This window comes from Microcoleus sp. A2-C3 (assembly GCF_036706065.1).
GTDB lineage: Bacteria > Cyanobacteriota > Cyanobacteriia > Cyanobacteriales > Microcoleaceae > Microcoleus.
The window spans coordinates 26,380-43,521 of sequence record NZ_JAUBVX010000018.1; the positions used below are offsets into that span (position 1 = coordinate 26,380).

The window sequence follows — 17,142 nt, forward strand, 5'->3', positions numbered from 1 at the left end:
CTCATCAAAAATTTACATTAATTATAATTTTTGTCGTGAAATTACTTAATTTTTTGTAATATACCGAAATTAAGCAGTGTAATTTATACCAAATCCGGCTTCTATAAGTAAGTGGGTACAAATAAACAAAACGTGGGTCGGGGGGGGTTTTGCACTAATAAACTCTCTTGTATCTCGCGATCCAGGCTAAATCCGCCCCTAAAATATTTTATTGTTTTTTCGCGCTTGTCTACTTACCCCGCTTAATCATTTGTCAGGAATAGCTGTGCTTGTCTATTAAGGCAATGAACAAGGAGAGGGAAAGGAATAAATTTGTTATTCGGAAGGGGAGTAAGAATTGGGCTTCCCTCTCTGATCAAAGGGAGGGGAGAGGGGTCAAAGGACTATTGCGATCAGTGCAAGATATCAGTTGAAATCGACTGCACTAATCAGACTGGACGACACCCCATTTAGAGAAGCTAAAATTTCTCCGGTTGCCGCCAAGCGAATTAATGTTGCACCGCCATTTTGAGCGATCGCCAATTGCGAAAAAGTAATGCCGCTGGCGAGTGTTAGTAAATCTTTGCCATCTTCAAAATCGGCGATCGTATCAATGCCAGAATTGGCAGATAGTAGGAAGCGATCGCTCCCGATGCCTCCAATCAAGCTATCATCTCCCATTTCACCGCTGAGGAAGTCGTCGCCATCACCGCCATTGAGCAGATCGTTGCCTTTGCCGCCGCGCAAGGTATCATTGCCAGTGCTACCGTCTAGGATATCATCACCTAGATTGCCAAAGATGATATCACCACCGTCGCTACCGGTGATAGTATCAATTCCCTTGCCACCATAAAGGGTATCGTCGCCAAAACCGCCATTGATTAAGTCATTGCCTTGATTGCCATTAATCCAGTCATTGCCGTTAAACCCGAAAATCAAATCATTCCCTTTTTTGCCGCTGAAAACATCGTCGCTGCTGTCGCCGCCTAGAGTATCGTCGCCATCAGTACCGATTTTTTGATTGGGGGAATTGTTGACTAATTCTATGCCGCTGTCGGGGAAAGGTTGGGCAGGAGTGGAGTCACTGTTTACACTCTGGCGAATTGTTGGGTTATTGACGGTTGCTGATTGAATTTGTGCGTCTAAAGATGTGCCTGTATTTTCGGCGATCGCCTCTTGAATTGTCTTGCTGCCGATCGCGACTTGCTGCAAGTCTTTGGCAACTTCACCTTGTTCTACTTGTTGTACCTTGGCAATTTTAGTTGCTGCGTCTGCTAATGGGAGGTTGCTGGAGGCGATCGCCCGTACCCGCTGATTCCCTTCTGCGATAATTTTAGCAACTTCCGGTGCAAGATTAGATGCTGTCTGTGCTTGCAGTTGAGTGGCGGCTGACTGAATGACGGTTTGTAATTGCGCGGGATTGGTTAAATCGACAGCGCCGGATTGAATTTGGTTAGCAATGGTAGAAATTAGGCGATCGGCAATTTCAGTTTTAGCAATATTGGAACCACCGCTAATCAAATTCGTTGTCAAAACAATTGCATTTTGTACCTGAATATGCACTGCATAAACAGCCAAACCGTTAGAGTCATTTTGGGTAATTGCTTGTAGCGGATCGTAGCTAGTCAAGTCAATTGCTGGCGATACTCCAAATGCTGCTTTAACTTTAGTCTCTGCTTCATTAGAATTGATACCTTGTGCAACCAACTTCTCCATCAAAGTGGTTAAAGGAGTAACCACCGTAGCATCTGGTATTGCAGTTAGTGGCGTTTGCTGCGGTAAATAAGTCGCCGTATTTATGCCGTCAGTAACGACAAGTCTGCCTTCATCCGGTTCGAGTTCGCCGCTGTTGTTTTTGTCAAATTCGGGGAGAGAGACATCTAAGTTAAAACTGCCATCGACGTTAGAAATTGTGAAAGGTTCTTTTTCATCTTGGATGCCGTTAAAGTTAGCATCAAAGAAAACTTTGGCTCCAGTCAGGTAACTGTTAACACCGCTACCGCTCTTTCTTGAACTTTCTCCAGTGCCAAATTTTGCTAACTCAAATGTGGCAAAATTTTTATCGTATACTGTTTTTTCTAAATCGATATCTCCTAAGAATGTTTCAATCTTAAAACCGACTTTTACTATCGCACCCAAGTAAGCATTAACTTGACCAGATACGTCAAATAACTTCCAAGGTTCGCTGAGGCGTGGAACAATTTCAGAACCTCTAAGTTTACCATCACTTGTCCCGTTACTTTCTCCACCATCTACCAAATCAATCCCTATTCTTCCTTCAATTCCGCCTTTGACAAAACCAGAAGCAATGAAGACATCGATACCCAGACCTGCTGCGATATTTGCGTTGATTTTTAGTTCCTCAACATCCGCACCAGTACCGTCGGGATTTGCGCGATCGCTTACGTAAAAACCATCTAAAACTTTGTAGGCTGATGACGGAGAAAATTCATCGTCTTTCCATTCTTTTAGTCCGTAAGTATCATACCCAAAGGCGAGGTGTGCTGACGCATTAAAGTTGCCTTCTATCAACCCTGCTATCGGCCCAAATATAGGAAATGTTTTCCGATAATCGAAATTTACTCCCAGTTTAGGCATATCGTAGATGAAAAGGACAACATCTGGTTTTCCTAAAAGGAGTTGAATGGCTGTTTCTGGCTTGGTTAAAATTGGCAAGTCTATGCCGGGAACACTCTTGAATTGATTGACAAATTCTTTTTTATTACCGGCTGTTTTACCATTGATTTGTTGAGAAAGATCGGAAACCGAGTTGGTCAGTATCGGTGTTTTGTTTTTGAGGCTAGAGTTTGGCTTGGCAACATTAATATTGCCTAAACTGTAGGAACCTAAATCGATCGCAATATTTCCTGAAGAGTTTGACAGGCTATTTGCCAATTGCGATATCTCGTCGATTTTGATAACTGCATTTAAGAAGTCAGTAGCAACATTACCGCCGGATAATTTAGTTGCCAGTTCCAAGATCGAAACTTGGCCATCTCTATTGTTATCGAAGGGTTCACCAACGCCAATTTCTGACAGTAACTTAGTGTCTGTATTCAGGAAATCGATAACAGGTCTAAAAGGATCGATTATATCAGAAACAGTGGTGAGTATTGGTTTAGCTAAGTTACTGATAAAGGTTCCTAAATCGAGTTTGAGGTTGTTAAATTCGACTTTCGGGTTAGGCAATCCGCCAAAGGGATTGTCGGTGGTTGGCGAACCTATATTTCCCTGATTATTTGATGGCAAGAATGAAGATGAATTTGAAGTCGTGCCTGTGTTTGAATTTGCGGAACCTAGCGATTGATTTAACGCTGAAAAATTTGGGCTAGATAAAAGTGCTGAATTGAAATTTGATATACTCGATGAACTTGACGGAGAAGTTGAGGATGAAGGCGAATTATTTAATTTGCCATTCTTATAATCAATCAGCGGCCAATTGACTGCTAAATCGAAGTCAAAAGATGGAAAAGCAGCATCTCCGTCGATGCTAGTTTTGCCGTGCAAACCGAGATTGGCATTACTGGTTAAGCTAGATTGAAATAAGTCTTCTAACTGATAACTGCCGTCTAACTCAGACAAAGTTAAACGATTGCCATCATCAGCGCCGCCCAGATTATCTAAGTCATTCAACTTGACTTCAAAATTGGCATCTAGTTGAGTTGGGTTTTCCGGATCGTCGGTGAATTCAGCTTGTAAAAAAGCGAGGTTGGCTTGAGGTTTGAATTTTTTAGGAAGTCCTAACTTAAAGTTAGCATTTAATTTGGTATTGTCAGTATCGATGTAGCAGCCAAAATCTTTGTTGTAACCGACACCAATAGATAACTCATAGTCAAAGTTGGGTAATTGCTCAGGTAGATTTAAGAATTTAGAAGCAACTGGTGAAATCGCTGTTTGATAAGGAACGCTTGAACTAAAACGAGATACATTACCACTATCTATAATAGTTGCTAATGTGTCTGAATCGCTGATAGTGGAATTGATACTTGATGCTTCTATCTCATTGGATAAATTGGTAAAACGAGATAGATTTGCCGTCGGTGCCGCGAAAATTTGACTCCCGGGCTTCGGAGTTTTTTTGACTTTTAAGCCTAGTGCTGGTAGCCCTAAATCTTCAGCAAAATTAATATTATCGAGCTGATATTTTTTGCCGATTTTAATGACTAAGTTAGTGTCATTGGGATTTGAACTACTCTCGACTTTAACATCGAATGCCGAACCAACAACCTCCTGAATGCTATTTTCTAGCTGACTAGGTGTGAAATCAGTTGCATTTTTAACCGTATTGACTAGACTATTTTTGAAATCGCTAATAAAATTAGGAGAAATACCGCTGAGTCGCCCTAAAATTGGCAATTTGAACACATTGAGTTGTTCGTTAACAATGTTTTCCAGTTTGTCTAATCCTTTTTCCAAACCGCACCATAGGGTTTTGTTATCGGTAATGCCTACAGGTGTTGGCGTTGGGGTAACAGGTGTTGGCGTTGGGGTAACAGGTGTTGGCGTTGGGGTAACAGGTGTTGGCGTTGGCGTTGGGGTAACAGGCGTTGGCGTTGGGGTAACAGGCGTTGGCGTTGGCGCAGTGTCGTTATCGGTAATGGCGACATTGACACCCCCAATTGCGATCGCACTATACTTGCTATCGGTACTGGTAGCTGTATGAGAAACACTGCCCGCATGATTTCCTTCGACAACCGCATCGTCTGTAGCCGTTACTGTGACTGACTTCGCCACATTCCAGTTAGTAGCGTCAAAGGTGATGGGCGCGATCGCACTTATTTGATTTCCCGTATCAAAACTGACTGTTACCGTTGCCGTTGGCTGAGTATTTAACTCAACGCTGTAACTGCCAGTCGCACCGCCTTCTGTAGCAGTTGTATTAGCAGGATTAATCGTAATGCCAGGAGTTTCATTATCGCTGTTAGTAACGCTGACATCCGAAGGATTGACATTGTTGTAATTGCTGTCGGTACTGACAGCAGCAGCAGTAACGATATTGTAAGTTTTACTGCCATCAGCAAGGCTGTCGTCAACACCAGTAACAGTTACAGTTTGCGGTGCATTCCAGTTAGCGGGAGTGAAGGTTAAACTGTTGCTAGAAACTGTACCTTCAGCGGGATTGTCACTGCTTAAACCAATAGCAACGTTAGCACTCGGTGTAGTGTTAAGTTTCACTGTAAATGTAGCAGTGCCACCCGCTTCTGTCGTCACTAATCCGCTGACAGGATTGACGGTAACTCCGGCAGTGTCATCATTACCGATCGTAGTTGTAGCGGCAGCAGTAGTAATAGTCGGAGTCGGGCCGGGTGCAACCGGATTTGACAAAGTAACAGTAATAGTTTCATCCGGTTCAATTATGGCATCGCCCAACACATCTAAAGTAATCGTTTTGGATGTCTCGCCCGCAGCGAAATTAACCGTACCAGTAACGCCAGTTGCCCCAGCAGTACCGCCGATATTATTGTAGTCGCTGCTGTTTGTAGCAGTTCCGCTAATGGCATAATTTACACTGCTGGCAGCATCTATACCGCCGCTGCGAGTCACGGTAAAAGTAACAGGAGTTTTGCCGCTGTTGCCTTCTGCGATGCTAGCAGTACCAGCAGCAATGGCGTAATCTACGGCATCATTGGCAGCAATTGTCAGTATCGCTTGATTTGTTGTACCCGCAATCCCGTCAGTAATTGTGCCAAAGTTGAACACCGCTGTTTCGGCGTTCTCAGGGATATTGTCAGCTTTGACAGTGACTGCTATATTCTGAGTGAGGGTGTTGGTACCTGCACTGAAGGTGAGAGTGGTAGGTGAAAAAGTGTAGTCGGAATTTTGGGTGGCAATGCTGCTGGGGTTAATTGCGATCGGTACAACTACATCGCTGAAGGGATTGCCGCCACTGATGTTGACGGGGACATTAACGAGGGTGTCTGTTGTTCCTTCAATGCCAGTGTAAGTGGCGGCACCGAAATTCACCTCAACGGTTGTATTCAGCAGGATCGAGACATCGTTAGAACCGCTGTTGGCGGTGGCGATATCGGGTTTGTTGTCGGCGTTAAAATCTTTGATGGCGATCGCTTTTGGATTTGTCCCGACTGCGTAGTTAATGGGGTTGCCAAAGGTGCCTTGACCGGTTCCAGTTAGAATAGAAACGTTGTTTGATTGATTGTTAGCCACGACGATATCGAGTTTGCTGTCGGCGTTTAAGTCGGCAACTGCGATCGATGTCGGACTATCGCCTCCTGCTGCGTAGTTAGTGGCACTGCCAAAGACACCTTGACCAATTCCAAGTAAAATGGAAATGTTGTTAGAAACGCTGTTGGTGATGGCGAGATCGAGGATGTTGTCACTGTTAAAGTCTCCTGCGGCAATGGATGTGGGATCAGTCCCAACTGCATAATTTACTGGGATTGAAAATCTGTCTGCACCAGCGCCTCCTGTGTTCAGTAGGATGGAAACGTTGTTAGAACCGCTGCTGGTGATAGCAAGATCGAGGCTGCCATCGCCGTTAAAGTCTCTCGCTGCGATCGCGGTTGGAGTTGTCCCTACCTGAGATATATTTTCTTCCGTAGCAAAACCATTGCCTTGAGCGTTTTGTAATCCGATGGAAACGCCGCCATTAATGTCTGCTACAACTATGTCTGATAAGTTGTCTGCGTTAAAATTTCCTACGCCGATCGCACTGGGCAGCTTTGTCCCAACCGAAAAGGAAGTGGCGTTGCCAAAAGTCCCTTGACCAGTACCCGGTAAGATGTAAACTGAACCACTAGGAAATTCTCCACCAGACCAGCTAGTTAAGGCTAGGTCGAGGAAATTATCAGTGTTAAAATTGCCCGCTATAATTGGGGTGTAACTAGAGGATTGATTCACGTTGGCGGGAGTGCCAAATCCTCCTTGGCTGTTCCCTATTAGTAGGGAAACAGCCGTTCCGCTTTCGACCGCTAAGTCTTGGATATTGTCGTTATTAAAGTTTTCGACAGTCAGGGATTGGGGATTTGCGCCGACAGGAAAGTTGGTAGTGGCACTGAAAGTAGACATGATTAATTTACCTATTAGTTAACAACAGTAATTTTTGATGTTTGGAGTTGTGAAACTGATGCAAATCGCACCTAAGCTGGCATCAGCGACACGATGATAGCACGTACAAGCAGGCTGCCTCCCACAGCTATTGTCAATATATTCCATACCGAAAATCGACTGTTAGGATCGTGGTAAGGTATCATTATAGTGTTGAGTTCATTCACACTCTTTTGAACTGGAAGCAGAGCGATTACAGAGAGTAATCCCGCTAATGTGTATGGCCTTGGGAGATTCCGACAAAACAGGATAATCGCAATCCAAGCAACAGTCAGCCAGAGTGGACTAAAGTTGGCATAAACACTGCGAGATTTAGCCCATTTTTTAATCTGTGCGAGTAAGGGATAGCAAAATAAACCCCCGAATACAGTTCTCCAGAAGGGGCTAATGTTGCTTTCATCTTCCGCTTTTAATAGCTGCCAGTTTTTGTAAAACCAAAAAAGCTGATAAAATCCCAACGTTACTATGGACATCACGAACAACTTAAACCGAGAAACAGGAAAGAAGATAGTTTGTGATTCTTCATTCATATCAAAAACCTCATTAATATTGAATGCCTAACGATATATTTGCTGCTAACTAAGTGAAGAAAATTAAATTAAATTCTGACTCAATACGGTTCACTTAATACTGTTTCTTCCCCGGAGATCCCCTAAATTCCCCTGAATAAGGGGGACTTTGAGCCTCTTTCTCCCCCCTTTTTAAGGGGGGGCTGGGGAGGATCTCCGGGTCAAGAAAACACGCCCTAGGGGGGGGTTATATTGAGCCAAAATCGGCGACACCAATCAGACTCGAAGACACCCCATTTAGAGAAGCTAAAATTTCTCCGGTTGCCGCCAATCGAATTAAGGTTGCACCGCCATTTTGAGAAATTGCCAATTGTGCAAAAGTAATGCCGTTGGTGAGTGTTAGCAAATCTGTGCCATCTTCAAAATCGGCGATCGTATCGATGCCAGAATTGGTAGATAGTAGGAAGCGATCGCTCCCCAGGCCTCCAATCAAAGTATCATCTCCGAAGCCGCCACTCAGGAAATCATTGCCATCACCGCCATTGAGCAAATCGTTACCCAGATTTCCAAACAGGATATCGTCACAGTTATTGCCCAGCAAAGTATCATTATCTTTGCCACCATAAACAGTGTCATTGCCCAAGTCGCCATCAATCAAATCGTTGCCGCGTCGGGCGCTGATGAAATCGTTATCGCTGCCGCCGGTAAGACTATCATTGCCATTCGTGCCGATAATTGAATTGGCAGAATTGTTGATAGGTTCGACACCGCCAGTGACAACAGGAACCGCCGAACCTTCCGGCAATGTCACAGCTTGAATTTTGGTATCTAAAGCAGTACCAGTATTTTCAGTAACTAACTGGGAAATTGTCTTACTTCCCGCACCAACTGCTTTGAAATCTTGAGTTGTTGCGCCCAAAGATACTTTTTGGACGCGGGCAACTGCTTGGGGAATTGATGTTCCTGCTGGGTTAGAGACAGCCGCATCAATGCGTTGATTTGCTGTTGCCATTACTGTCGCAGCTTGCGAGGTAATTTGGGTGACTTTTTGAATGTTGAAACTGGGGTCAATCTGCTGGATTTTACCAGCGGCTTGCTGAATGATTGGTTCTAAAGTGGCTGCATTGCTGAGATTTAAGGCAGAACCAGATTGAATTTTTTCCGTAATTGCACCCACAACAGCCTTGACAAGATCCTTAGTAGATGCACTAGATGCGCCGTCAATTAAACCGGCTGTTTGAGTGATCACGTTTTGGACTTTTACCATTGCTGCCAAAGTTTCCACACCGCCCGGTTCGCTGGCGTTGGTGGCTAAGATGGGGTCGAAATCTGCGATCGCAACATCAGCCGGAATAGCAAGAGCAGATTTGACCAGAGATTCGGCGCGCGAACTCTCAATTCCCTTATCAATTAAATCCACCATCAGAGTGGTTAACAGCGTCACAACAGTAGCATCAGCAGGCGCAGTAACAGGCGTTTCCAAAGGCAAACCCGTAGCGGTATCAATTCCGCCAAAAGCAACTAAATTGCCTTCATCTGAATCAATTTCTCCATTTTCGTTCTTGTCGAAAGTCTCGAAGGGAAAATCCAGATTAAATTGACCATTATCGTCAGTATTAGTTGATGGTTCATTAGCATCGAGAACACCATTTTTATTGGCATCCAAAAATACCTTAGCACCTGCAATGTAATTATCAATCACCCAGCGACCGTTAAGTTTCGTTATCTTGAAGGTTTGAGAACTGCTAGCACCGGCAGGATCGGTGGCGGTTAACTTAACCTTAAATGGTCTTACAAAACTCAACGGTCGTCCATTAATATTAAACTCTGGCGGAGTGCCAGTAAATTTGATTGTGTTCTGGTTAGAGTCGAAAGATAATCCCAGCCAACGACTGTTGAAACTGCTGCTTAAAGGACGACCATCCTCTAGAGTTAATTTGTAAGAGATTAAGTCGCCATCCGGATCGGTGTAGACATTTTTAATGTCTTGATTGAACTCCTTATAGTAATACGCTAAATGAATCTTCTCTTGTGGCGGACGGTTCTGAACAACACCTCCTCCAGCAATAGCTTCACCCAAAGCCAGCACATTAACGCGCTTGAAATTAAGACCAGTATGTTTAACAGTGTCGTTTTCATTGTCGCCGTCATTGATGGTGACACCCGTTGATTTCAAAAGATTTTTGAACTCAGTTGGCGTCAGTTTGCGGCCCAATTTTTGCTGTGCTAACTGTTGGGCTAATACTGCAATGCCGCTAATGTAGGCTGTAGCTTGACTGCTGCCGTGATAGGTGCTTAAATCGCCATCTTTGCCAGCACCGGTGACGGGCGCCCCCGGAGCAAAAATTGTGTTTGATGCGTTGCCACGCTGAGAAATGGGGAGAATGCGATCGGCAGCAGTGGTATTAGCGGTGAGTAATGCGTCTGGCTCATAATTGGCAAAATAATCGTCATATTTGTAACTGCCAATGTCGTCATTATATACCCCGGCAACTGACAGCGAATTCGGATCGGCGGCAGGGTAATTTACACCTGCTGGATCGTTCCGGTACTGGTAGTAACGATTGCCTGATGATGAGACAACAATTATATTCTTCGCGGCCAAAGCTGCCAGTTCATCTCCTATACCGTAGTCTGGAGTAGAACTGGAATAATTTCCAGCATCGCCCAAGGACATATTGACACTGGCAATCTTGTAAGTGTCTGCATTTTCCAATACCCACTGCAATGCTTGTTCTATAAATGCAAACTTATTTTTTTCGTCTTTCTCACGAGGCGTATCCCGAATGACCTTGAGGCCGATAATGTTAGCACCTGGTGCCACCCCTGTGTAAGTTGAGTCTTGGGAAGCAATGATGCTGGCAATGTTCGATCCGTGTCCTTTTCTGTCGCTAGCATCCGCGTCGCCGTCGGCAAAATCGTAGTTAAAAACGATGCGATCGCTGATACCGTTTGAGTTGGCATCCGGCCCAAAAAATGGGTGATTTAAGTCTATGCCAGTATCTATTACTGCTATAGAATAACCCTTGCCGTCAATCCCAGAAAAACTTGGTTTAGCGCGGAATTGGTCTAGCTTAATCAATGAACTGGATACACTGGCGGGGATATTATGATTGGGATCATCAAGGCCGTCAAGACTATTAAAATTCGCTGGGGCGATCGGGTTGTTATTAATCAGCGAACTGGTGGCATTAGGGTTGAAGGTGGTAACAGAATTGTTGGTGCTGTTAAGATTAGTAAGATTCGGTGTGGCAGCAAGGAAGTTGTTATTACTCAGGAACGTGAATGAATTGGGGTTGCTGCTGTTAGAAGAGTTTGTGGTATTTGAATTTGACGGCGAAGCTGTAGAGGAAAGGACTTGATACCCTGTGGTTGTGACACCTGAAAGGCGAGGTACAGCAGATATGTTTAAGTTGTATGGAGTCTCAGCACCATTAACTGAAGAAACTCGAACCCTGTAAGTGCCGTTTTCCAAAATGCGGTTGATTGATTTTGCAGAGTTGCCAGCAGAATTTTGTGCTGTTGAGATGACATTTAGACTGCTGTCAAGCAATTCAACTTTCACATCTGAAGTGAATTCGTTGACTAACAAGCTGAAGTCATGTTTAGCGCCGATCGTGAATTTGTAGAAATCTTCGTCAGCGCTGCTAACTGAATCCTTGTAAGTTCTGAGAACAGTAGTTGCATTGATGTCACTGGCTGTATTTGCCGTGTTTCCAGCGTCGTCTTTCGGTGCGGCAGTATTGGTCTGGTTATCAAGATTGGTAACAGCAACATCGGCTGCATTTAACCCGGAGTAGTTGCTGTCATTGCTAATAGCAGGTGCGGTAATAATTGTGTAAGCTTTGTCCCCGTCAATTACACGGTCATCAACACCTGTTACCTTTACAGTTTGTGCTATGTTCCAGTTAGCAGAATTGAAGGTAAGTGATGGCAGATTAATTTTTCCTTCTGCTTCATTAGAACTGCTTAAATTTATTGTGACATTGGCACTAGGTTTGGTATTGGGTTGGACAGTAAATGTTGCTATTAATCCACCTTCATCAGTCGTTAATCCTGTTGTTGGGTTAACAGTAATACCAGGAGGTGTCACTATTCTAATTGGTGTTGGCGTTGGCGTGACTGGTGGTGTTGGTGTTGGCGTGACTGGTGGTGTTGGTGTTGGCGTGATTGGTGGTGTTGGTGTTGGCGTGACTGGTGGTGTTGGTGTTGGGGTTGGCGTGACTGGTGGTGTTGGTGTTGGGGTTGGCGTGACTGGTGGTGTTGGGGTTGGCGCAGTGTCGTTATCGGTAATGGCGACATTGACAACCGGAATGCCGATCGCACTATACTTGCTATCAGCACTCGCAGCGCTATGAGAAATACTGCCCGCATGATTTCCTTCGACAACCGCATCATCTGTAGCCGTTACTGTGACTGACTTCGCCACATTCCAGTTAGTAGAGTCGAAGCTAACAGAGGCGATCGCACTTATTTGACTCCCCGCCTCAAAGCTGAGAGTAACCGGTGCCGTCGGTTGCGAATTTAGCTTGAGTGTATAACTGCCTGTGACACCGCCTTCTGTAGCAGTTGTACTCGCAGGTGAAACACTCACGCCTGCGGTATCGTTGTCAGCAATCGTCGCAGTCACAGGAGAAATTGTCAGCCCATTATAAAAAGTATCTGTACTGACAGATTTGTGAGTAATCGTGCCGCTGTAAGTTCCTTGGGCTATGCTATCGTCGATCGCACTAACAGTCACATTTTGAGCAACATTCCAATTACTGGGCGTGAAAGTCAGAGGTGCGATCGCACTAATTTGAGTACCCGCGTCAAAATTAATCGTCACGTTTGCAGTAGGTGCGGTAGTCAAAACTACGCCATAGGTATCGGTTGCACCTCCTTCAGCAATATTTGTACTGCCTGCCGCTTGCACGATCGACACACCGGGGCTATCGTTATCAGTAATCGATGCCGTCACATCGGGAATCGCTTTGGCGTTATAATTGGCGTCGGTACTGGTAGCTGTGTGAGCGATCGTGCCGCTGTGGGTTCCTTGTGCTAGATTGTCATCGATCGCAGTCACAGTCACAGTTTGGGCAACATTCCAGTTAGTGCTGTCAAAAGTAATCGGTGTGGCGATCGGGCTAATTTGACTGCCAGTATTAAAGCTAATATTAACTGGTGCAGTCGGTTCGGCTGTGAGTTGGATTTTGTAACTGCCAGTGGCACCGCCTTCTGTAGCTGTTATGTTCGTAGGTGCAACGCTGAAACCTGCTGTATCGTTATCGGTAATGGCGACATTGACACCGCCAATTGTGACGCCATTATACTTAACATCGGTACTGGTAGCAGTATGGGCGATCGCACCAGTATGATTTCCTTCAACTAAATTGTCGTCAACAGCAGCCACCGCCACAGTTTGAGCGACATTCCAATTAGTTGCAGTAAAATTCAGTGCTGTAATTGGTTGAATTTGACTGCCTGTAGCCACGTTAATCGTCACAGGTGCGATCGGTTGAGTATTTAATTTAACGGTATAACTGCCATTGACACCGCCTTCCGTAGCAGTCGTAGTAGCAGGAGTAATGGTAACGCCTGCGATGTCGTTATCGGTGATGTTAGCATTGACAGCATTGCCCGCAGTACCGTTAACTGTAAAACTTGCAGTCGCGCCGTTATAATTAGCATCGGTACTGATAGCACTGTGGGCGATCGCGCCAGTGTGTGGCGAAGTTTCTGCGACAGTATCATCAACTGCGCTGACTGTCACGGTTTGCGGTAAAAACCAGTTAGTTGGAGTGAAATTAAGGCCAGCAATCGGCTTAATTTCTGTGCCGGTGTTGAGCGCGATCGCCACATTTGCAGTAGGCTGATTAGTCAGAACAACTGTATAAGTATCCGTCGTGCCACTTTCTGCAACATTAGTGCTGCCGCCCGACTCAATAATCTTTACCTGCGGTCCCCCAGGAATTAGTTTAGTAATAAAAACATCGGCACTTCCCCCATTCGCCGCTTGGAAAGGATTTGCTGTTGGCAAATTAGTAGAAGCAGTACCTCCCGCCACATAAACTCCACCAGAAGTATCTACCGCAATACCACCACCAAAGTCGTTCCCGCTGCCGCCAAGATAAGTAGAATCAACTAAGGCCGAACCAGATGAATTGATTTTCGTGACAAAAGCATCTTGCCCGCCGCCGCTGATACTTTGAATAGCATTCAAAGTCGGAAAATTAGTCGAAGTAGTGTTTCCCGTCACATAAGCATTACCCGCACTGTCTACAGTAATGCGATCGCCATTCTCCTCTCCGCTGCCACCCAAATAAGTTGAATAAGCCAAAGAGTTATTAGCACGTATCTTGGTAACAAAAGCATCTTTAGCACCACCTGCATTAGCAGCTTGAATTGGAATATTGGGAATCTTAGGAGCTAGAGGAACATCAGCAGATACAATAAAATCAGTTGATGTGGTATATCCCACAATATAGGCATTTCCAGAACTATCTACAGCGATATCATTACCTTTATCTTCACCGCTGCCACCTAAATAAGTGGAATAAGTAAGTTCACCATTCGCGTTAAATCTACTGACATAAGCTTCAAAACCGCCGGGAAGTGTATCATTAGCTTGGTTCAGCGGGAAGTTAGTCGAATTGGTATTTCCGGTAACCCAGACATTACCAGAATTATCTAGTGCAATGGCTTTAGCGTCATCGTCACCTTGACCACCTAAATAGGTAGAGTAAACTAAAGCACTGCCGGTTGGATTAACTTTAGCAAGAAACCCATCCAGTCCGCCTCCGTATGTAGGCTGGAAGGCATTGACAGTGGGGAAACCGCCGAATGTAGGCCCGACAACATAAGCATTACCGTTACTATCTACTTTAATGCCGTTGCCGAGGCTACTCCCGGTACCGCCGAAAAAAGTATCACCAATCGCGCTACTGCCTAAAAAAGTAGAATAAACTAACGAATTCCCCGCAGCATTCAGTTTAGTTACAGCAGCACTCGTAATATTTGCTGTAGGTTTATAAGAACCCGCTGTAGTTGGATAACCCTGATTGACTGGTCCGGTTAAATAAGCATTTCCTTGACTGTCTACCGCAATATCAAAACCTTCATCATTGTTAGGCCCGCCAATATATGTAGAGTAAACTAAGGCAGTTCCTTCGGGGTTAATTTTCGTAACCAAGATATCAGATTGACCCCCTGGTGTAGTTTGGTACGCACCAGGAGTAGTAGTAAAATTGTTAACAGTAGTGCCAATAATGTAAGCCGCACCTGTGCTATCTACGGTGATGCGGTTGGCATTCTCATTTCCGCTGCCGCCTAAGTAAGTCGAGTAAGCTAAAACCGGGTCAATAACTAAGGGTTGAGTGCGGTCGAAATCTCCCAAAGTAAAATTAACTTGACCGTTTCCTAATAAATTGTAAGCGGCGGGAACATTCACCCGCTGTCCGTTGATATCTTGATAAACTATCGGTGCGTTATCAATTAATTCGCCCAGCGGCGTTTCTAATATCAGTGCTCCGTCGTCTCGCAACCGGATATCGCTAACTCCACTATAGTTCATCCGAATTTGGCTCGGATCTGCCAAAGGTGCAACCAAAAACTCGCTTTTAAGTTGTCCTTCTGTTCCTTTGAAAACGCGGTCAATTCCTTGATATACGTTTTGATAAACTACGCCGTTAAATGTGGGGACGTTGGTGTGCCACTGACTCGAATCTTCGCCTAAGAGAAAGTTAGCAACTCCCGGCAATTGTTGCAAGCCGGAAATTGTGGGATTGGGGTTGCTGTTGGCTAAGCTGCTGCGGACAGTCGCAGAAGTTGCTGTTGCTGGATTTCCCGGTTCAGTTGGTGTAGAGAAAGCAGTGAAGGAGATTTCGTTGGGACTGAAAAAGATGCTGTGACCGGCACCTTTTACCTGAAATTGCACATTTTGGTCAGTTTGTCCAGCATTTGCAATAAAACTTAAGGGAATCTGACCGTAAGATGCCTGTTGATTTTGAGAGCTCATAGCTGGTACCCCTGGTTGATGTTATGCGACTAAGTATATACAAGCACCAGCTCTGCTGTATAGTAAATTCTTGCGAATAATTTACGAAAAATACAATTTTCTTGCGAGATTTCTCGGATTTTTGATTAAAAATTGTAACACGGGCTACGGGCTCGGTATAATCTCTCATACAAATCGACGATCATGTGGATTGATCGAGATATTATCCAGTCCTGAAGGCATATATGTAGGGACACAACACTGTTGTGTCCTTTGACTGCGGAACACGCGATTGTCAAGGACACGGCAGTCAAGGACACTCCAAGAGCTCATTGGTGTCAACTTAACGTCAAACCCAGTCACAGAGTGTTGTTTGACGATTAGGGCCAGATCCCCCCTAGCCCCCCTTAAAAAAGGGGGGGACAAGAGTCCGATCAAAGTCCCCCTTTTTAAGGGGGATTTAGGGGGATCTAGACTCAGGTAAAAGCGAGATTTCTCAGGGGTTTTAGGCGATTGTTATCACCAATGGGCTCTTGGAGTGTCCCTACAAATGGGAAAATAAATATTATATGTAGGGACACAACACAGCGTTGTTTCCTTTTGCTAAATTTAAAGTCGATCGCGATACTTCTTCGGATTCAAACCGACGATTTTACAGAAAGTTTTGCTAAAGTGACTTTGGTCTTTAAACCCGACTTGCTGGGAGATATATGCTATGGAAAATTCTGGCTGTTTTAACAACAATTTGGCTTTCTCAATCCGGCATTTTGTGACGTACTGATGCGGCGGGATTCCAGTAGATTGTTTGAACAAACGAGTGAAATAATAAGGACTCATGTGGACTAGATTAGCAAGTTCGCTTAAGTGCAAGTCTCGGTTGAGATAGTCATTGATGTAGTCAATAACTATCTGCAATTTGCTAGGATCGAGACCGCCTGCAAAATCTTGTAGCTTGAGTTTTTGTGCACAATAGTGGTGCAACAAATGAAGTGAAAGGGCGTTTTTCAGTGCATCGACATAGAGAGTACCGTTTAATCCACCTGATTCAAGTTCGGTTTTGAGGGCCCAGCCAATGCCGAAAATTAATGGATCGCGGGTTTGCCAGTGCGGTATAATTTCAATGAGATTCCCGTTTGTGGATTCGTGAACTGTATTGTCGAAGTGGTCTGGTTCAAGGGCGATCGCCATAAATTCATGGTCTTCGACTGCATAGGGGTGGTAATCAGTGCCAGCAGCAGCGACGAAAATCTGTTCGCCTTCGCACCGTTCGCTACCGTAGTGTTTCCCGTTAATTACTGCTCCCCCAATAGTTGAAGAGAGTATCATGCCAATGCTGTGCTGTTGGAGACAGTGTTCGGGACATTCGTGTGGCGGCTGATGGTGATATTCGACATGAATCCCCTCCCAATTTGCGCCGTGACTAGATAGAATTGCCGGATGCGGCAAAATCAATTTCATCGCCTCTGTCTGGGCAAAATCAAGAATTAATGCTTTCTCTGAGGACATAGCTGGCACCTGCGGCAGTTGCTATTATTCTATATGTCTGAATTTCCCGCAGTTATACAAAAAATACCATGACTTACGCTACATATTATCGGTTTTTTTGTCAAGCAT

General features: G+C 44.7%; 4 protein-coding genes. All 4 read right to left on the reverse strand.

Annotation, left to right across the window (positions count from 1 at the left end):
- Positions 1 to 405 precede the first annotated feature (405 nt).
- The 4 genes from QUB66_RS12205 to QUB66_RS12220 all read right to left on the reverse strand — a co-directional run bounded on the left by QUB66_RS12205 (position 406) and on the right by QUB66_RS12220 (position 17,034).
- A complete protein-coding gene (locus tag QUB66_RS12205) occupies positions 406 to 7,005 on the reverse strand; it encodes an FG-GAP-like repeat-containing protein (RefSeq protein WP_332968589.1) in 6,600 nt (2,199 codons plus the stop codon).
- Between the two features lie 71 nt (positions 7,006 to 7,076).
- On the reverse strand, positions 7,077 to 7,574 hold the full coding sequence (locus QUB66_RS12210; protein WP_332968587.1) for a hypothetical protein: 498 nt from the start codon (positions 7,572 to 7,574) through the stop codon (positions 7,077 to 7,079).
- 226 nt (positions 7,575 to 7,800) lie between these two features.
- Complete coding sequence (locus QUB66_RS12215) at positions 7,801 to 15,549, reverse strand: DUF7948 domain-containing protein (protein ID WP_332968586.1); 7,749 nt, start codon at positions 15,547 to 15,549, stop codon at positions 7,801 to 7,803.
- A 588-nt stretch (positions 15,550 to 16,137) separates the two neighbouring features.
- Positions 16,138 to 17,034 (reverse strand): helix-turn-helix transcriptional regulator, encoded by an 897-nt coding sequence (locus tag QUB66_RS12220; RefSeq protein WP_332968584.1) that lies wholly within the window; start codon positions 17,032 to 17,034, stop codon positions 16,138 to 16,140.
- Positions 17,035 to 17,142: the final 108 nt, after the last annotated feature.

Bases quoted from the DNA above. Each gene is read 5' to 3' on its own strand.
- QUB66_RS12205 (WP_332968589.1), bottom strand. From the start codon at position 7,005: ATGTCTACTTTCAGTGCCACTACCAACTTTCCTGTCGGCGCAAATCCC.
- QUB66_RS12210 (WP_332968587.1), bottom strand. From the start codon at position 7,574: ATGAATGAAGAATCACAAACTATCTTCTTTCCTGTTTCTCGGTTTAAG.
- QUB66_RS12215 (WP_332968586.1), bottom strand. From the start codon at position 15,549: ATGAGCTCTCAAAATCAACAGGCATCTTACGGTCAGATTCCCTTAAGT.
- QUB66_RS12220 (WP_332968584.1), bottom strand. From the start codon at position 17,034: ATGTCCTCAGAGAAAGCATTAATTCTTGATTTTGCCCAGACAGAGGCG.